Origin of the sequence: Reyranella sp. CPCC 100927, from assembly GCF_007859315.1 — a bacterium.
Classification (GTDB): domain Bacteria; phylum Pseudomonadota; class Alphaproteobacteria; order Reyranellales; family Reyranellaceae; genus Vineibacter.
Genome location: NZ_VOHA01000001.1, coordinates 1,215,443 through 1,233,697, shown reverse-complemented (window position 1 = coordinate 1,233,697; position 18,255 = coordinate 1,215,443). Strand labels below are relative to the sequence as shown.

Below are 18,255 nucleotides of genomic sequence, written 5' to 3'. Positions count from 1 at the left end.
TGTCAACCGGCCGGCGCGTGGTGGGCCAGGAAGGCGTCGATATCGGCGAAGAAGCGGGCACGGATCGGGTCGACTTCCATCATGATCTCATGCCGCGCGTCGGCGTAGACAAGGTGGCGGCAGTCGGCCAGGCGCGCGCCGGCGGCCACGTGCGTGCGGCCGTCGATCAGCAGATCCTGGCCTGCCGTCAACAACAGCAGCGGCGTGCGCACGCGCTCCAGGTATCCGGGTTCGGCCAGCATCTTGATCGAGCGCAATGTCTGGCGCAGCCAGCCGATGGTGGGGCCACCGAGCGCCAGCCGCGAGTCGGCGCCGAACCATGCCTCGGTGAAACGATAGCGACGCTCGTCGTGGGTCACCTTGTTGCCGATGAACTCCCGCCCGATCAGCCGGAACGGCGCCGAGCCGTAAAAATAACGCTCGTCGACAGCGGCCACCGGCGGCAGCAGCGTGAGGATCGTGGCAATGATCGCCTCGTGGCGCAGACCCGTCATCGGCGCACCCAGGATGCCGGCTGCGAATGGGGTCGTCTCAGATTGCTCAGCCAGATGCCGTAGAAGCATATGGCCGCCCATCGAATGGGTCAGCGCCACGATCGGCCGCGGCGCCGACGGCAGCACCACGCCGGTGAGGAAGGCCTGCAGATCGCTGAGATAGGTTTCGTAGCGATCGACATGCCCCTTCTGGCGGTCTTCCAGCTGGCGCGCCGACAGGCCCTGGCCCCGCCAGTCCATCGCATAGACGACGAACCCACGCGCCTGGTACTGGCCGATCACTTCGCTGGCGTATTTGTCGATGAACTCGCCGCGGCCGGTCAGCAGCACGATCGAGCCGCGTGTCGGCGCGGTCGCATGCCACACGCCGAAACGCAAGGTGGCGCCGTCGGCCGCCGTCACGAAGCCGTAGCGGTCAGCCGCGACATGGGTCGCCCGAACCGCCGTCGGCACCGCGACCGGCCGCGCACTGGTGGCTGTAAAAGCCAGCGGCGTTTCGTCGTCGATCTGCATCAGGCTCGCCACGCCAAACACCCTGTCCCACCCGGATCGTCCCGCGGCACACCATCGCATGCCTGCGGCCACACAAAGGCGGCGGCATGAAACGCCAGACTGGGCCAACCGTCTTGCACAATCAAGATAAGCGAGCCGTCGCTCGATTTGAAGCGATCGTTTCGCCGCTGCGGCGGCGTGGCGCGTAGCGCACCTCAAATCCGCGTGGCTGGCCCCTATTGGCGTTGACGCTCGTTCTCCTTTGTGTAACTGAAAATGCGAGTAGTTCGCAAAAATGCGGCCTGTAGGAAGAAAAATTCGGGTGGACGTCAGGCGCACACAATCACGGTGGGCGCAGCAATCGAGGGAACGAGGAGCAGAAGATGAAGGCACTTTCCCGCCGCGCGATCGCGATGGCATTGGGCGCCTCGGCCGTGATGGCCGGCAGCGCCGCCACGGCGCAGGACAAGGTGGTCAACCTCTACTCGGCACGCCACTACCAAACCGATGAGAAGCTCTACGAGGGCTTCACCAAGCTGACCGGCATCAAGGTCAACCGCATCGAAGGCAAGGAAGACGAGATCATCGAGCGCATCCGCAACGAGGGTGCCAACAGCCCGGCCGACGTCATGATCACGGTCGATATGGGTCGCATCTGGAAAGCCGAGCAGGCCGGCCTGCTGGCGCCGGTGAAGTCGGCCGTGCTGGATCAGCGCGTACCGGCCAACCTGCGCGATCCGGAGGGCAAGTGGTTCGGCTTCTCGACCCGGGCCCGCGTGCTGATCTACGCCAAGGACAAGCTGCAGCCGGCCCAGGTGGCACGCTACGAGGACATCGCCAGCCCTAACTTCAAGGGCAAGGTTTGCGCCCGATCCGGCGGCCACGTCTACAACCTGTCGCTGCTGTCCGCGATCATCGCCACCCAAGGCGAGGAGAAGGCCGAGGCGTGGGCCAAGGGCGTCGTCGCCAACATGGGCCGTCCGCCGCAGGGCGGCGACACCGACCAGATCAAGGCGGTCGCTGCCGGCCAGTGCGATGTGGCGATCTCCAACAGCTACTACTTCGCGCGCATCGTCAACTCGACCAAGGACGAGGACAAGGCGCTGGCCGCCAAGGTCGCGATCATGTTCCCCAACCAGGCCGACCGCGGCACGCACGTGAACGTCTCGGGTGGCGGCCTGGTGAAGACGGCGCCCAACAAGGAGAGCGCCATCAAGTACCTCGAGTACCTGGTGTCGGACGAGGCGCAGCGCTACTTCGCCAATGGCAACAACGAGTATCCCGTCGCCGAAGTGAAGACAAACAACGCGGCGCTGGAGGGCTGGGGCGCCTTCAAGATGGACCAGGTCAACATCGGCGCGCTGGGCCGCAACCAGGCCAAGGCCCAGGCGATCTTCGACAAGGTGGGCTGGAAGTAACACCAGCCGATCGCATCCGTGGCATCGCAACGGCCGCCGACAGGCGGCCGTTGTCGTTTGAAGAACCCCGCTACCAGCCGGCCGCGCGACGGATGCCGGCCACGGTGTCGAGCTGCCGATCGGGGTCGCCGGCGAAGCGCAGCACGAGATGGCTGGCGCCGGCCTCGACATAGGCCGCAAGCCAGGCCGCGGCCCCCGCGGCCGAACCGGCGTAACACATCTGGCGCTTGCGCATCACGTCAGGGCGCTGGCCGTAATACTGTTCGAGGAAGGCATTGAGCTTGGCGTCGGCGCGGGAGGCATCCTCGTCGATCGCCAATGTCAGATACATCGCACCGGTGAGCGTAGCCGGATCACGCCCGGCAGCCCGCGCCGCGGCCTGCACTTCTGCCCATTGTCCGGCGTATTCGGCGGCGGTCGGCCCATTGGGAAACCAGCCATCATACAGTCGCCCCGCCCGCGCCCGGGCCGGCGCAACCGAGCCGCTGACCCAGATCGGCGGGCCACCCGGCCGATGCGGCGTCGGGCCCAGCACGCTTGATGTGATCGGCCAGCGACCATCCCAGTCCACCGGCTTGCCGGTCCACAGCGCGCGGGCCAGGGCGAGACCCTCGACCATGCGGCCGACCCGCTTGTCGAACGGCACGCCGGCGGCTTCGAACTCGGCGCGAATGTTCGGCACGTCGGACGCGATCCCGACGCCGAGGATCACCCGCCCCTCGGCAATACGATCGAGCGTCGCCACCTGCTGCGCCAGCACGACGGGATTGCGCAGCGCCGGCAGCAGGACCGCGGTGCCAAGCTCGACCCGGCGCGTGCGCGCCGCCACGGCGGCGAGCAGGGTCAGCGGATCATGCCGCGGCCGCGCCAACAGCGAGTCGCCGACCCAGACGGAATCGAAGCCCAGTGCCTCGGCACGCTCGGCCAGCGCCAGCAGCGACGCGGTCTCGTCGCGTCCTTCCATGACCCGCTCGCGGGTCGGCAAGAGATATCCCAATCGCGGCATCAGCGCGCTCCGCTATGTGCACACAAAGGTCAGACAGCCGCGGCGATTGAGATCACGCAGCACCGTCGGAGTCCAGAACGGCGCGCACGGCCTGCGGCGATTCGTGGAACTCGATCCCGGCGCGCTCGAGTTGCAGCAGCATGGCCGAACGCGAATCGCGATGATCCCAGCCACGGCCGCGCGCCTCCGTCAATTCCTGCAGGGCAAGGTTGATCATGCGCATCGGCACGCCGACCTCCTGGCCAAGCTGAACGGCCAGCGACACGTCCTTGTGCGCCAATCGTAAGGCGAACGACGGCGGATCGTAGTGGTTCACCAGGAACTGGTCAGCCAGCATGTCGAAGGTGCGCACACGGCCACGGGCACCCTGTCGTACCGCCTCGAACAATGCCAGCGGCTCGACGCCGGCCTTGGCGCCGACGGAGAAGACCTCGGCGAGCGCGCACTGGATGGCGTAGCCGGCCGCGTTGTGCACCAGCTTGGCGATCGAGCCGGCGCCGATCGGCCCAATGTAGCGCACCTGATCGCCCATCGCGTCGAGCACTTTGCGGTGCTGATCGAACACGGCACGATCGCCGCCGACCCAGATTGCGCAACGGCCCGACAGCGCGCCCTTGGGGCCGCCGCTCACCGGCGCGTCGAGAAAGTGCAGGCCGCGCTTGGCGAAGTCGGCATGCAGTTGGCGCACGACGGCCGGCGCGTTGGTCGACAGGTCGAAGACGGCGCTGCCGGGCTTCAGTCCCGTGGACAATTCGGTCGCCACGGCGGTGACTTCAGGCGGTCCGGGCAGCGAGGTCAGGACCACGTCGCAGTTCGCCGCCAGCGCGCGTGGGCTGTCGGCCCACGTCGCGCCGGCATCCAGATGCGGCTGCGCGAATTGGCGATGGAGATCGTGGACAACCAGGTCGTGGCCGGCCTTCTGGACATTGCGCGCGAAGCTGCCGCCCATCGTGCCCAGGCCGATAAAGCCGATCTTGCTCATCTCGCGTTTCCTTTGTGCTGTTCGATGTCTAGTCCAGGCCGAGCTTGAGGCCTTCGTGGCTGGCGACAAACCCCAGCGACTCGTAAAACCGCAGCGCATCCGGCCGCGCCTTGTCGGTCGTCAGCTGCACCAGTGCGCACCGACGCTCCCGATATTGCGCAATGGCCCATTCGAACATGATGCGACCCAGCCCGCCGCCCCGCCGTGTGGATGCGATGCGCACGCTCTCGATCTGCCCGCGCCACGCCCCCAGACGGGACAATCCAGGAGTGAAGCTCAACTGAAGGCAGCCGACCACTGATCCGGCCTCCTCCACGACGGCCAGGAACTGATTGCCGTCGGCGTCGATGGCGGCGAACGCCTCCTTGTAGCGTGCATTGAGCGGCGGCCCCGCGTCCTCGCGGTGGCGCCCCAATTCGTCATCGGCCAGCAGCTGGACAATCGCAGCCAGATCCTGCGAGGTCGCACGTCGGATGATGAGATCGCTCATGGATGCCCCTGGTGTGTCGTTCAAACTATACTGCAGATCCATGGGGCTGAACTGGGGTCAACAATGGCGTGTGTCGATCCATGACGAAGGCCGTGACGGTTATCGGTGCCGGCGCCGTCGGCGTGTGCTGCGCGCTCTACCTGCAGCGCGAAGGCTTCAGCGTCGAGCTGATCGATCGCAGTGGCCCCGGTGCAGGTGCCTCGGCCGGCAACGCGGGCAATCTCGGCATCGCTTCCTGCGTGCCCGCCGCCTTGCCGGGCGTGCTGCGCAAGGTACCGCGCATGCTGTTCGATTCGACGTCGCCGCTGAAGCTGCGCTGGCGTCACTTGCCGCGCGCGCTTCCATGGTTCGTGCGCTTCATCGCAGCGGCGCGACCGGCACAGGTCGAAGCCATCGCCGATGCGCGCCAACAGTTGCTGTCGCGCCTGCATGAGGGTCTCGACCCGCTGGTCGCCGAGGCCGGCGCGCAGGCGTTGATCGAGCACAGCGGCCTGCTGATGACTTTCGAAAGCGAGGCAGCCTTCGCCAGTGCCGCGTACGCCATCGACCTGCGCCGCCGGCGCGGTGTCGCCATGGACATCCTGGACGGCAACGAAGCGCGCCAGATCGAACCGGCACTGACACCGGCCATCGTGCGCGCGATCCATGTGCCGCGGCTGGCGCATACGGTTGATCCGCTGCGCCTCACCCAGGCGCTGGCGCGCTGCTTCGAACGCAATGGGGGCCGCATTCTGCGCGCCGCCGTGCGCGGGTTCGAAATGAGCTCCGACGGCCCGCGGCGGATCCTGACCGATGGCGCCAGCGTTGACGCCGACCGTATCGTGCTGGCGGCGGGCGTCTGGTCACGACCTCTCGCCGCCCAGTTGGGCACGCGCGTGCCGCTGGAAGCAGAGCGCGGCTACCATACCATGTTCGCCCACCCGCAGGCCCGCCTGCGGGTCGCGCTGATGTCGGCCGACCGCTACATCGCCGTCACGCCCATGGCCGACGGCGTGCGGGCCACGGGCATGGCCGAGTTCGCCGCACCGGATGCGCCGCCGGATATGGACAATGCCCGCCGAGTCAGTCGCCACGCCCAGGCCCTGGTGCCCGGCCTGACGGCGGACCGGGTCAGCGAGTGGATGGGCCCCCGCCCCTCGCATCCCGACTCCAAGCCCGTGATCGGACGCTCGCCACGGTTTGCCAATGTGTACTTCGCCTTCGGTCATGACCACATCGGCCTGGCATTGTCCGGTATCACCGGCAAGCTGATCGGCGAGTTGGTTGCCGGCCGCCCGACCAGTGTCGATCTGACACCCTTCCGGCCCGACCGGTTCTGACCGGGCGACACCGGTTGAGCCCTTGCGCGCGGGGCGCTACTAGCGTTGCTTTCGCCCATGCTTCGATTCAACTCATGACTCTCTCGGCACCGACCATCGATCTGAAACCAGGCACACCGCGCCGGCGGCTGGCCGGACTCCCCATCGCGGCGGCGATCATCGGTGCGCTGGTGGCGGTCCCGACGCTGGGCATGCTGGCGCATCTGCTGCAGCCCAGCGGCGAAGAATGGCGCAGCATGATGGGCACGGTTCTGCCCCACTACCTGCTGAACACGCTGTGGCTGCTGCTGGGCGTGGGCGCCGGCACGGCTTTCGGCGGTGTCGTGACGGCGTGGTTGATCGTGATGTGCCGGTTCCCCGGACGGCGTTTCTTCGAATGGGCGCTGACCTTGCCGCTGGCGGTGCCGGCCTATGTGCTGGCCTATGTCTATGCCGACTTCCTGCAGTTCGCCGGGCCGGTGCAGACCGCGCTGCGCGGGCTGTTCGGCTGGGGCGCCGGTGACTACTGGTTCCCCGACATCCGCTCGCCCGGCGGCGCCATCGTCCTGTTCAGCCTCGCGCTCTATCCCTACGTCTATCTGCTGGCGCGCACGGCCTTCATCGAGCAATCGGTGTGTGCGATCGACGCCAGCCGTACGTTGGGCGCCAATGCCACCGAGAGCTTCTTCCGCGTTGCCCTGCCGCTGGCGCGGCCGGCCATCGCCGCCGGCGTGGCGCTGGCGCTGATGGAGACGCTCGCCGATTTCGGCGCGGTGGCCTATCTCGACGTACCGACGTTCACGACCGGCATCTACCGTGCCTGGTTCTCCTTCGGAGACAAGGTGGCGGCAGCCCAACTCGCCGCTACCCTACTGCTGTTTGCCCTGGGGCTGTTGCTGATGGAGCGTGCTTCGCGGGCATCACGCCGCTTCCACGCGTCGACGCAACGCTTCCGTGCCCTGCCGTCGTTTCCTCTGTCCGGGTCGCGTGCCGCTGCGGCGACACTCGTTTGCGCCGTACCCTTGCTGTTCGGCTTCGCCTTGCCGGTCCTGATTCTGCTGCGCTTTGCGCTGCTGTCGGGCGATGCGCAATGGGGCGAGCGCTACCTGCGCCTGACCGCCAACAGCATCCTGGTGGCGGCGCTGGTTGCCTTGATCGCCGTGGCACTGGCCACGGTCATCGCCTATGCGGCGCGTGGCGCACGCAGCCGGACGATGCACTGGACGGCGCGCCTGGCGGGCATGGGGTATGCGGTGCCCGGCGCTGTGATCGCCGTCGGCATCCTGGCGCCCCTGGCGCTGTTCGACAACACGGTCGACGCCTGGATGCGCCGCGTGTTCGGCATCTCCACCGGCTTGCTGTTGACCGGCTCGATCGCCGGCATCGTCTATGCCTGCGTCGTGCGCTTTCTCGCTGCCGGCATGCAGAGCATCGAGGCCAGCCTGGCGCGCATCACACCGGGCGTCGACGGCGCGTCACGCACCCTGGGTGCCGGCCCGCTCGAGACGCTGAACCGCATCCACCGGCCGCTGTTGCAGGGCGGCCTGGCGAGCGCGGCGCTGATCGTGTTCGTCGACACCATGAAGGAACTGCCGGCAACGTTGATGCTGCGGCCCTTCAACTTCGACACCCTGGCGGTGCAGGCCTACAATTTGACCCGCGACGAACGGCTGGCCGAAGCCTCGACAGCAGCGCTGACCATCGTCGCGGTCGGCATCCTGCCAATCCTGGTCCTGACACGCGCCGCCCTGCGCGCCCGACCTGGACACGGGGGCGGCTAGCGATCGCTTTCATCACGCACACGACGGGATTCATTATGCCGGCTGCCGCCAAGACCAAGCGTCTGCGCCTCGTTCGCAAAAACCATGAAACGATATCGCGGCTGTTCGCCATGGCATTCGGCCGCTACTTCCAGCGCGTGTGCCGTCTGCAGCGGGACATATGTGATGGCGACATCGACCTGGCGATCATCGCTGGTGCCGCTGGCATCGTCTCGACCGAAGCGCTGATGCGCAATGAGACGCTGCGACAGGACTTCGCCAACATGAAGACCATCGTCGGCGACCGCCAACGCGGTTGCAATGCGCTCTCGCTTGCCGAGGCGACCGGCCTGCCGCGTGAAACGGTTCGGCGCAAGATGAAACGGTTGGTCGAGATGGGCCTGCTGGTCCGTCGTGGCGCGCGCGATTACATCTGGCAACCTGGCGTCCTGCAGTCGCCGCCCTACCACCAGCTTTTCGACGAACTCTCAATCGAGACCCTGCGGCTGCTGAACGAGTGCCTCGAGGAAGGCATCTTCGTCGCCGAACAGCCGCCCGGCTGATAGCGGGCAGGACGATCCTCCGTTGCCCAAAATGGGCTGTTCGAGACTCGTCGCACAGTCGTGAATTTATTATAGATCAACAGGTAGAGCGCCTTTATTGCTACATTGCTCTAGCGGTAGACCCGACCACCAGGGAGAGTCAGACCATGAAGATCCTCGTGGTGGACGACGAGATGGATATCGTCGAAGAACTGTGCAGCTTCCTGACACGACGGGGGCATCAGGTGATCGGCGCCGGCAGCGTCGATCAGGCCTGCGCCGCGCTTGACGGCACGACCGGTTTTGATGTGGTCGTGACCGATATGCGCATGCCGCCTCGAAGCGGCGTCGAGGTCGTCTCCGCCTGCAGTCGCCTGGCGGCACCGCCCGCCGTCCTGCTGATGACCGGACAGGCGACCGCATCCGACGTCACCGCAGCGATGAGCGCGGGTGCCCGTTCCGTCATCTGGAAACCGCTGTCACTGCGCAATATCGTCGAGGCACTGGCTGCCGTGGCGCAGCCGGCCGCCGCGTCCGCAGCGACGTAGGCCGCTCGCAGCAACATGGCGTCATTCGTCCGGACGTATCGGGCATCGCCGCACGCGTGGCGCCCCTGACACCGGGTCGCCGCAACCCCGCCGCAATCAAGGATTTTTTGCCGCTTTCAAAGTCAAACCCTTGCCGGGTCGCGCGTGACAACGCTATAGACGCGACTTCGCCGTATCGGCGTCGACGGGTTGCATCGCGTCCCTCTCGCGGTGCGAATGACTGAGACGTCCGGAACGTCGCCGAACGGCACGCGACTTGCGACGGTCCCACCGGGGGGAACGCCACCTTTTGTCCATGCGTGCCGACGACCAACACTCCGTGTTTCGCAGCAGCGCGATCGCCGCGTTGCTGATCATCATCGCCGCGACATTTCTCGGCTGGAAACTGTTCAGCTACACCATCGAGCCACCGCCGATGGATGGCCAGCTGTATGGCGTGACCTACGCGCCCTACGGCAAGGACCAGGATGCCATGGCCTTCGGCATCGCCAAGGAGCGCGCGGCGCTCACTGACGATGTCGGTGCCAAAGCTGCCGTGCAACAACACGGGCCGCGGCGCGAGCAGATTGAACGCGATATGCGCACACTGGCCGGTCGCGTGCGCTATGTCCGCACCTACTCGGCCATCGACGGCGTGGAGGATGTCCCCAAGGTCGCCGAGCAGTACGGCCTGAAAGTCGTCGCCGGCGCCTGGATCTACGACCATATCGGTGTCACCAACGACCAGCGTGGCCGGCTTGACCTCTACAAGGGCCAGACCGACCGCGAGATCGCCGGCCTGATCCGGATCGCCAATGACAATCCCAACGTCGAGCGGGTGCTGGTCGGAAACGAGACGCTACTGCGCGGCGAAGTCTCGACGCGTCGGCTGATCGAGTACATCCGGCAGGTCAAGAAGAACGTCAAGGTACCGGTGTCGACCGCCGAGCCCTGGCACGTCTGGCTCGACCATCCCGAGCTGGTGCGCGAGGTCGACTACATTGCCGTCCATATCCTGCCCTACTGGGACAAGGGTGTCGGCAAGGACGGCCCGATGGCCTACCTGAAGGACAAGATCGGCGAACTGCGCAAGGCCTTCCCCAACAAGAACATCGTCGTGACCGAGGTCGGGTGGCCATCGAACGGTGCCTCTCGTATCGGCCATGACAAAGGCGGCGCGGGGATCAACACCGCGTCACCCGGCGAGCAGGCGCGTCAGGTTCGCCAAGCGGTCGCTTGGCTGCGCGAGCAGAAAATCGATCATTTCGTGATCGAGGCCTTCGACCAGCCCTGGAAATCACGCGACCTCGAAGGTCTGGCGGGCGGTTACTGGGGCCTGTGGAACGCCGACCGGCAACTGAAGTTCGATTGGACCGGTCCCGTCACGGTGTTCGGCAACTGGTGGAAGCTGGCGGCATGGACGTTGGTGCTGACGCTGCCGCTGTTCGGCCTCTTCCTGTGGACGATGCGCAACATGCGCTTTGCCGGCCAGCTGGCCTTCGGCGCCGTCACGGCGCTGGCTGGCGCCGGTATGGTCTATTCCGGCTATGTCGCCGCCAGCACCTACATGATGTGGTATCAGGTTCTTGGCTGGTTGCTATTGATGGGGTTCCTGCTGGCCAGCCTGGCGATGGTGCTGGCGCAGGCGCTGGAGTTGGCCGACGCCATCTGGCGCCGGCGCTGGATCCGCGCCATCCCGCCGGCACGCGAGGTGGTCGCAGCCCAGCCGGCGATCCGGCACTGGCCCAAGGTGTCGCTGCACCTGGCGATCTGCAACGAACCGCCAGCCATGGTGAAGGAGACCTTGGATTCGCTGGCGGCACTCGACTACCCGAACCTCGAAGTGATCGTCATCGACAACAACACGCGCGATCCGGCGGTATGGCGGCCGGTGGAAGAGCATTGCCACCAGTTGGGGCCAAACTTCCGCTTCTTCCACTTCGACGTCATGAAGGGCTTCAAGGCCGGCGCGCTCAACCACGTGCTCAAGGAAACCGCGCCGGACGCCGAGATCATCGGCGTAATCGACAGCGACTACATGGTGCGCAAGGACTGGCTCAAGGCCCTGGTGCCGCAGTTCGACGATCCCAAGATCGGCTATGTGCAGGCGCCGCAGGACCACCGCGACTGGCGCGATGACCGCTTCAAGGAGATGCTGCAATGGGAATATGCCGGCTTCTTCGATATCGGCATGTGCCTGCGCAACGAATATGACGCCCTGATCCAGCACGGCACCATGACGCTGGTCCGCCGCAGCCTGATGGAAGAACTCGACGGCTGGGCGACATGGTGCATCACCGAGGACACCGAGTTCGGGCTGCGGACCATGGAGCACGGCTATTCGGCCGCCTACAGCCGCGAGCGCTTCGGCCAGGGCCTGACGCCCGACAACTTCTCCGGGTACAAGAAGCAGCGCTTCCGCTGGGCCTACGGCGCCATGCAGATCCTGAAGGGTCACTGGCGCCAACTGATCAGCAACCGGACCAAGCTCACCTTCTGGCAGAAGTACCATTTCGCCACCGGGTGGCTGCCCTGGTTCGCCGACGCGCTCAACGTGGTCTTCACCTTGGCCGGGCTGGTCTGGGCCTTCGGTGCGCTGGTGCCGGTTGTCCCGCCGCTGGCGCCGATCGGCTCCGCCCTGACCTGGGTGGCGTCGCTGGTCGGCGCCGACGGGCTGGTCGGCAGCGCGCTGTCGCCGATGATGGCGTCGCGCGACTGGAGCACCCTGCCGCTGCCGCCCGAGGCCTTCGTCGTGCCGACGCTGGCCCTGTTCGTCTTCAAACTGATCTATTCCTTCGCACTCTATGGCGCCCGGGTCGATTGCACCCTGCGCCAGAGCATCGGGGCGGCGTTTGCCGGCCTGTCGTTGACGTACACCGTCGGCCGCGCCGTGATTTATGGACTGCTGACCAGCAAGCTGCCCTTCATCCGTACCCCCAAGATGGATGCAGGCGCGACCCTGGGCCGTGCCCTGGCCATGGCGCGTGATGAAGCCTTCATCGCCTGCGCGCTTTGGCTGGCTGCCATCGGCGTCTGGTGGGGCAAGGGCGCTCTCGATCCCGAGGCGCGGCTGTGGGCAGTGCTGCTGGTCGTCCAGTCGCTGCCGTACGTTGCCGCCGTCTATGTATCGCTGGTCAACGCCGTCGAGCAGATGCGCCAGTCCCGCGCACTGGTCATCCCGGCGCCGGCGGCACCGGGACCCGCCGAGGCGACAGTGCCGCTGGCTGCCGGCGACTAGGCCTGGCAGCTCACATGGAAACCAAGGACGGTCGCAGCCCGCCCGCGACCACGGCACGTGATCGAGCTGTCTTCTTGAAGCGATGGCTGCGGCGCCCGCTGGGCATCGGCAGCGTGACGCCCAGCAGCCAGGCCCTGGGGCGCGCCATGGCGCGCACCGCGCTGGCCGGCCTGCCTGCCGACAGCATCGTGGTCGAGCTGGGCGCCGGCACCGGCAGCATCACACGCGCCCTGCTGGCTGCCGGCGTGCCGGAGCGGTCCCTGGTACCGGTTGAACTCGACGGCGAGCTGCATGCCTACCTGCAGCGCACCTTCCCGTCGCTGAGACTGTTGCAGGGCGATGCCGCGCGCCTGCCCGACCTGCTGGTCGCCCACAACGTGGCGCCGGTCGGCGCCGTCGTCTCCGGTCTGCCGTTGCTGGCCATGCCCGGACCGGTGGTCGAGGCGATCGTGACCGGGGTGGCGTCCGTACTGCCACCCGGTGGCGCGCTGGTCCAGTTCACCTACGGACCGAAGTCGCCCGTTCCGCCCGAGCTGCTGCGCCGCCTGCACCTCGAACCCAGTCGCGGACGGCGTATCTGGACCAACCTGCCGCCCGCCGTGGTCTGGCGCTTCGTGCGGCAGCGATAGCTCTCACCCCAACCGGGCGGCGGCACGCTTGACGGCCGCGGCGCGCTCGGCCTGGCGTGCGGTGGCAGCCTGCGTCACCTGCTCGGTCAATGCGGCACCGGCGGTGCGCGGCGAACCGGCATCGAACGGCGGGTGAGGATCGTACTCGATCCCGAGCTGGATCGCCTTGGCAACGTCGGGTCCCGCAATCTGGGCCGCGATCGTCAGGCCGAAGTCGATACCGGCCGTAACGCCACCGCCGGTGATCGTGTTGCCGTCGACCACGACACGCTCGTGCACCGGCGTCGCACCGAAGGCCTTCAGCATGTCCATCGACATCCAATGCGTCGCCGCGCGCTTGCCCTTCAGCAGGCCGGCGGCCCCCAGCACCAGCGAGCCGGTGCAGACCGAGGTCACGTATTGCGCACCCGCGGCCTGGCGGCGCAGAAACGCCAGCGTCTCCTCGTCCTCCAGCAACGGATTCATGCCGGCGCCGCCGGGGACGCAGACAAGGTCGAGCTGCGGGCATTCGGCGTAGGTCGTCGTCGGCAGGATCTGCATGCCGCCATTGGCACGCACGGCATCACGCGTTTTCCAGATCAGGTGCACTTCCGCACCAGGCAGCTTGGTCAGCACTTCATAAGGGCCGGTCATGTCGAGCTGCGTGATGTCGGGAAACAGCAGGAACCCGACGTGGAACGGCTTGGCGGCCATGGTCACCCTCCTTGGCACTGCGGAAGTGTCGCCAAGATAGGCCTGACAAGCGATGGCGGAAATGACATAGTTCAGACGATTTCTGCCATGAGGCAAACCGTGGCCCGCACGACACCATCGACGATCGCTTTCCTGGCGTTCGACCGCTTCCAGCTGCTGGACATCACCGGCCCGCTGCAGACTTTTGCAACGGCGTCGGATTTGAACGGCGTATCCAACTATCGCACGGTCGTGGTGTCACGCCGCGGCGGCCTGGTGGCGAGTTCGTCCGGCGTACGGCTGGACACGCTGTCCTTCAAACAGGTCGCTCGCATGCGGATCGATACATTGATCGTACCGGGTGGCCCGGGCGTGCACGACGCCGCACGCGATTCACGAACGATCGCCTGGGTGACGCACCACACTGGGACAGCGCGCCGTGCCGGCTCGGTCTGCACGGGTGCATTCCTGGTTGCCGCCGCCGGCCTGCTTGACGGGCGACCGGTGACGACGCACTGGCGCGAATGCGAGCGCCTGGCGCGGCGCTTTCCCGCGGTACGCCTCGACGCTGACGCCCTCTTCGTGCGCGACGGCAAGATGTTTACCGCCGCCGGCGTCACTGCCGGCATCGATCTCGCTCTGGCGCTGGTGGAAGAGGATCTGGGACGCTCACTGGCGATGAGGGTCGCGCGCCATCTCGTTGTCTACGCGCGTCGCCCTGGCGGACAATCGCAATACAGCGAAACGCTGCGGATCCAGAGTGCCGACGACGGCTCGTTCGACGCGCTGCACCAGTGGATCGCGGCCAACCTGCACGCCGACCTGTCGGTCGACGCCCTGGCCGCCCATGCCGGCATGAGCGCGCGACACTTCGCGCGCGTCTATCGCGCCAAGACCGGCGTGACGCCGGCCAGGGCCGTCGCGCGGTTGCGACTGGAGGCCGCGCGCCGTCAGCTCGAGACGGCCCAGAGCCGCGTCGGCACCGTGGCGCAAGATTCTGGTTTCGGCGATGCCGACCGTCTGCGGCGCGCCTTTCACCGCCATCTCGGCGTGTCGCCGCGCGCGTACCGGACCGGTTTTGCCGCGTGACACCGCTTCCGACCCGCGACAGTGACGCATACGTCATCCGCTGCTAGGCTGCGCGCAACAGCGGCCTGAGGGAAGGAAGGGCGATGAAGTTCGGCATCTTCTACGAGCACCAACTGCCCAAGCCGTGGACGGACGGCGCCGAGCAACGACTGTTCCACGAAGCGCTGGAACAGGTCGAGCTGGCCGACCGCCTGGGCATCGACTACGCCTGGGAGGTCGAGCATCACTTCCTGGAGGAATACTCCCACTCCTCCGCGCCGGAGGTGTTCCTCGCCGCTTGCTCGCAGCGCACCAAGAACATCCGCCTGGGTCACGGCATCTGCCTGTCGCCGCCCAACTACAATCATCCGGCGCGGGTCGCCGAACGCATCGCCACGTTGGACATCGTATCGAATGGGCGCGTCGACTGGGGCACCGGCGAATCGTCATCGCTGATGGAGCTGGGCGGCTTCCGCGTACCCGTCGAGGAAAAACGCGCGATGTGGGCCGAGGCGGTCGAGCAGACCGCCAACATGATGGTGATGAACCCGTACCCCGGCTTCGAGGGCAAGTATTTCTCGATGCCCTGCCGCAATGTCGTGCCCAAGCCGGTGCAGCGTCCGCATCCGCCGATCTGGGTGGCCTGTTCCAAGCGTGAAACCATTCACCTGGCGGCCCGCTGCGGCATCGGTGCCCTCACGTTCGCGTTCGTCGATCCGGCCGAGGCCAGGCAGTGGGTCGACGACTACTACCGCATCCTCAAGACCGAGTGCGTGCCCATCGGACACAGCATCAATCCCAACATCTGCATGGTCAGCGGCTTTTCCGTGCATCCCGACAAGGACGAGGCACTGAAGCGCGGCCTCGACGGCTTCATGTTCTTCGGCTTCGCGCTGGGCCATTTCTATATCTTCGGCGAGCACAAGCCGGGCCGCACCGACATCTGGCAGAAATACCAGGCCGCGCGCGGCATGATGCCGACCAATCAGGCCCGCGGCATCGGCACACCCGACGAGGTGCGCCAGCACCTGCGCGGTTTCGCCGAGGCGGGCGTCGACCAGGTCTGCTTCGTCCAGCAGGGCGGCAACAACCGCCACGACCACATCTGCGAATCGCTGGAACTGTTCGGCCGCGACATCCTGCCTGAGTTCAAGGAGCGCGCCACCGAACGCGAAGCCCGCAAGCTCGAAGCGCTGGCGCCCTATCTCGAGCAAGCGATGGCACGTAAACAGAAGATGCGCGAACTGACTGACGCCGAAGTGCCGACCTATGTCGCGCTCGGACGCCAGGTCGTCGCCACCGCCCAGCAGGCGGACATCTCCCAGGACGGCAAGGTCGCCGATTTCGGCCGCGGCGATATCAACGTTCCGCTGGAAGATCCGTCGAAGAAGGCCACGGCCGCGCAGTAACGTCCTGCCCGCTGCTCAGATACTCAGATCCAACAGATTGTAATCCTTCATCGTGGCCCTGGCGGCCGAGTCCCAGCAGTACGTCTCGCCGGCAAAAACGTGCGGCTGGTAGGAGAACGGCGTCTCCGCCGGAAACCGACGACGGCGCGCATCGATGGCATAGCCAATGACGCGTGCGCGCTCGCGAATGCGCGCCGCATCGTAAATGGCCGGCGCATTGTGCACACCGCCGCCCCGGACACCCAGCACCGACTTGCGGGGGTGGAAACCGAAATTCACGGTCACCCGCCAGTCCGGACTGGTGTTGGCGAAGGAGCCGTGCACGGCCTGACGGTTGGTGATAGCGACGTCGCCCGGCTTGCATACCAGCGGGACGGCATCGGGCAGGCGCTCGGTTCCCGCCTCGGCAACCATCGCCCTGATGTCGACTTTGCCCAGCTTGTGCGAACCCGGCACGACCCAGACACCGTTGGCCGGCGTACAGCCGTAGAGCTGGGCCATAAAATTGAAGCCATGCGCCCCTTGATGCCAATCGGCGCTGTCCCAATGCGTAACGCCATCCTGGTGCCAGGCGACCGAGGCACCCAATCCCGGTTCCTTGATGAACAAGGCTTCGTTGAACGGCACGAAATCGGCGCCGTTGACCGCGGCCGCCACGGCCAGCAACTGCGGGTGGCCGTAGACGCGAAGCGCCGCTTCAGAGAACTGCAGCGAGCCCAGGATCAAGTAGACCACGTCTTCCGGCGCGTCCTGCCTCGGCTTGGGCTCGAACATCTTCACTTGGTGCCGGCCATTGGCGAGTTGAGTGCCGCCCAAAGGATCACCCAGCGGCTTGGACCACAGCAGGGTCGGCGCCTTGCAATCGACCGCGATCGCCGGACGGCCCTGATGGTCAACCAGCGCATCCCGCTTGACCGGAAGTCGATCGAGGATGTCGTGCAGGTCGGCTTCTATGTCGGTGAGTTCGGCGGACTGCAGGACGCCTTCGAAGATGTAGAATCCGCAGCGCCAATAAGCATCGAGAATATCGGGATGCAGACGGCCGTCAGTCGCGAAGCGGATCGGCCCGCGGTTGCCAAGCATCCCGGCGCGTCGTTCGCCCTCCTTGAGATAGGCCTGCATGGCGGCCTCCTCGGGACCGTAGTCGACGGCAACGACGCCACCATGCGTATCCATTCTGTTCCTCCCGTTATTGCCCCAACGGTAAGGCGACGCCCCGATGCCCGCCAGCCGACCTTCGCAAATCTGCCATGCGCCGCGGAACGCGCGCCGTCATGCGATCGCTCCACATCGTTGAGGCATTCCCAACGGATCGCGAATGGCCAAGGATGATCAGCGCATTCACATCCAACGGAGAACATACGATGGATATCGATACCGGCACCAACGAGTTGCTCTGCTCCGTGCACGACGGCGTGGCGCTGATCACGCTCAATCGGCCGGAGGCCCGCAACGCCATGTCGGATCGATTGACGCCGGCGTTGCGGACGCAGATCAAGGAGCGCGGCGCGGATCCTGCCGTGGGTGCCTTGCTGATCACCGGCGCCGGCACCGCGTTCTGCAGCGGCGGCGACGTCAAGGGCATGGGCGATCGCAGCAGCAAGAAGGACATGAGCATCGATGAACGGGTTGCCGACCTGAAATGGCGTCAAGCCAACCTCACCGGCGCCCTGGTCGGCGTGCGCAAGCCGACGATCGCTGCACTGCCTGGTGCGGCCGCCGGCGCCGGGCTTGCGATCGCGCTGGCCTGCGATATCCGCATCGCGGCCGCGTCGGCCTTCGTCAGCACAGGCTATGCCCGGGTCGGTCTGTCGGGCGACTACGGTATCGCCTGGCTCCTGACGCGCGCTGTCGGCTCGGTGCGCGCTCGTGAACTGATGTTCACCGCCGAACGCGTCGATGCCGAGCGCTGCGAGCGTATCGGTCTGGTGAATCGGGTCGTGCCGGATGATCGTCTGCAGGCGGAGGCTTTTGCCTTCGCGAAAGCGTTGGCCGCCGGGCCGCGCGTGGCCATCCGCAGCATGAAGGACAATCTCGACGAGGCCTTGCACGTCGACTACGCCACGGCGCTGGACCGTGAAGCGGAGCGGCTGGTGGCGTGTTCTCACACCGAGGATCACAAGGAAGCCGTCCGCGCCTTCGTCGAAAAGCGCGCACCGGTATTTGTCGGACGCTGATTGCCGACCCGGGACCAGCCGGTGAGCCGATTGGTATGAACCGTGCAAGAAAA

16 protein-coding genes are annotated in these 18,255 nt (G+C 66.4%); 10 read left to right on the top strand and 6 right to left on the bottom strand.

Annotated features, from left to right (window positions below):
• Nucleotides 1-2: 2 nt before the first annotated feature.
• Nucleotides 3-1,007 carry an alpha/beta fold hydrolase gene (locus FQU96_RS05630; protein ID WP_178130319.1) on the bottom strand — a complete coding sequence of 335 codons (1,005 nt, stop codon included), beginning with the start codon at nt 1,005-1,007 and terminating at the stop codon, nt 3-5.
• A gap of 362 nt (nt 1,008-1,369) precedes the next feature.
• Here FQU96_RS05630 and FQU96_RS05625 point away from each other — a divergent pair, with 362 nt between their 5' ends.
• Nucleotides 1,370-2,404, top strand: a complete 1,035-nt coding sequence (locus FQU96_RS05625) for a Fe(3+) ABC transporter substrate-binding protein (RefSeq protein ID WP_146539821.1) — start codon at nt 1,370-1,372, stop codon at nt 2,402-2,404.
• A gap of 70 nt (nt 2,405-2,474) precedes the next feature.
• Here the strand turns inward: FQU96_RS05625 and FQU96_RS05620 are convergent, their stop codons facing one another.
• From FQU96_RS05620 to FQU96_RS05610, 3 genes are read right to left on the bottom strand one after another with little or no spacing between them, the layout of a single operon-like run.
• Nucleotides 2,475-3,410, bottom strand: a complete 936-nt coding sequence (locus tag FQU96_RS05620; RefSeq protein WP_146539820.1) for an LLM class flavin-dependent oxidoreductase — start codon at nt 3,408-3,410, stop codon at nt 2,475-2,477.
• Nucleotides 3,411-3,462: 52 nt separating this feature from the next.
• Nucleotides 3,463-4,392, bottom strand: coding sequence for an NAD(P)-dependent oxidoreductase (locus tag FQU96_RS05615; RefSeq protein ID WP_255467860.1), 930 nt, complete (start codon nt 4,390-4,392; stop codon nt 3,463-3,465).
• A 28-nt stretch (nt 4,393-4,420) separates the two neighbouring features.
• Complete coding sequence (locus FQU96_RS05610) at nt 4,421-4,882, bottom strand: GNAT family N-acetyltransferase (protein ID WP_146539818.1); 462 nt, start codon at nt 4,880-4,882, stop codon at nt 4,421-4,423.
• Between the two features lie 80 nt (nt 4,883-4,962).
• On the opposite strand from FQU96_RS05610, the gene FQU96_RS05605 reads away from it, so the two are divergent.
• The 6 genes from FQU96_RS05605 (at nt 4,963) to FQU96_RS05580 (ending at nt 12,876) form a co-directional block, all read left to right on the top strand.
• The gene (locus FQU96_RS05605) at nt 4,963-6,201 is read left to right on the top strand and encodes an FAD-binding oxidoreductase (protein ID WP_146539817.1); all 1,239 of its coding nucleotides are present in this window, start codon (nt 4,963-4,965) and stop codon (nt 6,199-6,201) included.
• Between the two features lie 74 nt (nt 6,202-6,275).
• Nucleotides 6,276-7,961, top strand: a complete 1,686-nt coding sequence (locus FQU96_RS05600) for an iron ABC transporter permease (RefSeq protein WP_146539816.1) — start codon at nt 6,276-6,278, stop codon at nt 7,959-7,961.
• Nucleotides 7,962-7,996: 35 nt separating this feature from the next.
• The gene (locus FQU96_RS42465; protein ID WP_218574602.1) at nt 7,997-8,503 is read left to right on the top strand and encodes a winged helix-turn-helix transcriptional regulator; all 507 of its coding nucleotides are present in this window, start codon (nt 7,997-7,999) and stop codon (nt 8,501-8,503) included.
• 146 nt (nt 8,504-8,649) lie between these two features.
• Nucleotides 8,650-9,030 (top strand): response regulator, encoded by a 381-nt coding sequence (locus tag FQU96_RS05590; RefSeq protein ID WP_146539815.1) that lies wholly within the window; start codon nt 8,650-8,652, stop codon nt 9,028-9,030.
• A gap of 319 nt (nt 9,031-9,349) precedes the next feature.
• Nucleotides 9,350-12,247, top strand: coding sequence for a glycosyltransferase (locus tag FQU96_RS05585; RefSeq protein WP_178130318.1), 2,898 nt, complete (start codon nt 9,350-9,352; stop codon nt 12,245-12,247).
• Nucleotides 12,248-12,321: 74 nt separating this feature from the next.
• Nucleotides 12,322-12,876, top strand: coding sequence for a class I SAM-dependent methyltransferase (locus tag FQU96_RS05580; protein ID WP_218574601.1), 555 nt, complete (start codon nt 12,322-12,324; stop codon nt 12,874-12,876).
• 3 nt (nt 12,877-12,879) lie between these two features.
• Here the strand turns inward: FQU96_RS05580 and FQU96_RS05575 are convergent, their stop codons facing one another.
• Nucleotides 12,880-13,569 (bottom strand): DJ-1/PfpI family protein, encoded by a 690-nt coding sequence (locus FQU96_RS05575; RefSeq protein WP_146539812.1) that lies wholly within the window; start codon nt 13,567-13,569, stop codon nt 12,880-12,882.
• An 87-nt stretch (nt 13,570-13,656) separates the two neighbouring features.
• On the opposite strand from FQU96_RS05575, the gene FQU96_RS05570 reads away from it, so the two are divergent.
• Nucleotides 13,657-14,637 carry a GlxA family transcriptional regulator gene (locus tag FQU96_RS05570; protein WP_146539811.1) on the top strand — a complete coding sequence of 327 codons (981 nt, stop codon included), beginning with the start codon at nt 13,657-13,659 and terminating at the stop codon, nt 14,635-14,637.
• Nucleotides 14,638-14,720: 83 nt separating this feature from the next.
• Nucleotides 14,721-16,025, top strand: coding sequence for an LLM class flavin-dependent oxidoreductase (locus tag FQU96_RS05565; protein ID WP_146539810.1), 1,305 nt, complete (start codon nt 14,721-14,723; stop codon nt 16,023-16,025).
• 15 nt (nt 16,026-16,040) lie between these two features.
• On the opposite strand, the gene FQU96_RS05560 is transcribed toward FQU96_RS05565, so the two are convergent.
• Entirely contained in the window at nt 16,041-17,201 is a 1,161-nt protein-coding gene (locus FQU96_RS05560) for a phytanoyl-CoA dioxygenase family protein (protein ID WP_146539809.1), read from the bottom strand.
• A 188-nt stretch (nt 17,202-17,389) separates the two neighbouring features.
• Between FQU96_RS05560 and FQU96_RS05555 the strand changes: the two genes are divergently transcribed.
• Nucleotides 17,390-18,202, top strand: a complete 813-nt coding sequence (locus FQU96_RS05555; protein ID WP_255467859.1) for an enoyl-CoA hydratase-related protein — start codon at nt 17,390-17,392, stop codon at nt 18,200-18,202.
• Nucleotides 18,203-18,255: the final 53 nt, after the last annotated feature.

Bases quoted from the DNA above. Each gene is read 5' to 3' on its own strand.
- FQU96_RS05630 (WP_178130319.1), bottom strand. From the start codon at position 1,007: ATGCAGATCGACGACGAAACGCCGCTGGCTTTTACAGCCACCAGTGCG.
- FQU96_RS05625 (WP_146539821.1), top strand. From the start codon at position 1,370: ATGAAGGCACTTTCCCGCCGCGCGATCGCGATGGCATTGGGCGCCTCG.
- FQU96_RS05620 (WP_146539820.1), bottom strand. From the start codon at position 3,410: ATGCCGCGATTGGGATATCTCTTGCCGACCCGCGAGCGGGTCATGGAA.
- FQU96_RS05615 (WP_255467860.1), bottom strand. From the start codon at position 4,392: ATGAGCAAGATCGGCTTTATCGGCCTGGGCACGATGGGCGGCAGCTTC.
- FQU96_RS05610 (WP_146539818.1), bottom strand. From the start codon at position 4,882: ATGAGCGATCTCATCATCCGACGTGCGACCTCGCAGGATCTGGCTGCG.
- FQU96_RS05605 (WP_146539817.1), top strand. From the start codon at position 4,963: ATGACGAAGGCCGTGACGGTTATCGGTGCCGGCGCCGTCGGCGTGTGC.
- FQU96_RS05600 (WP_146539816.1), top strand. From the start codon at position 6,276: ATGACTCTCTCGGCACCGACCATCGATCTGAAACCAGGCACACCGCGC.
- FQU96_RS42465 (WP_218574602.1), top strand. From the start codon at position 7,997: ATGCCGGCTGCCGCCAAGACCAAGCGTCTGCGCCTCGTTCGCAAAAAC.
- FQU96_RS05590 (WP_146539815.1), top strand. From the start codon at position 8,650: ATGAAGATCCTCGTGGTGGACGACGAGATGGATATCGTCGAAGAACTG.
- FQU96_RS05575 (WP_146539812.1), bottom strand. From the start codon at position 13,569: ATGGCCGCCAAGCCGTTCCACGTCGGGTTCCTGCTGTTTCCCGACATC.
- FQU96_RS05570 (WP_146539811.1), top strand. From the start codon at position 13,657: ATGAGGCAAACCGTGGCCCGCACGACACCATCGACGATCGCTTTCCTG.
- FQU96_RS05565 (WP_146539810.1), top strand. From the start codon at position 14,721: ATGAAGTTCGGCATCTTCTACGAGCACCAACTGCCCAAGCCGTGGACG.
- FQU96_RS05560 (WP_146539809.1), bottom strand. From the start codon at position 17,201: ATGGATACGCATGGTGGCGTCGTTGCCGTCGACTACGGTCCCGAGGAG.
- FQU96_RS05555 (WP_255467859.1), top strand. From the start codon at position 17,390: ATGGATATCGATACCGGCACCAACGAGTTGCTCTGCTCCGTGCACGAC.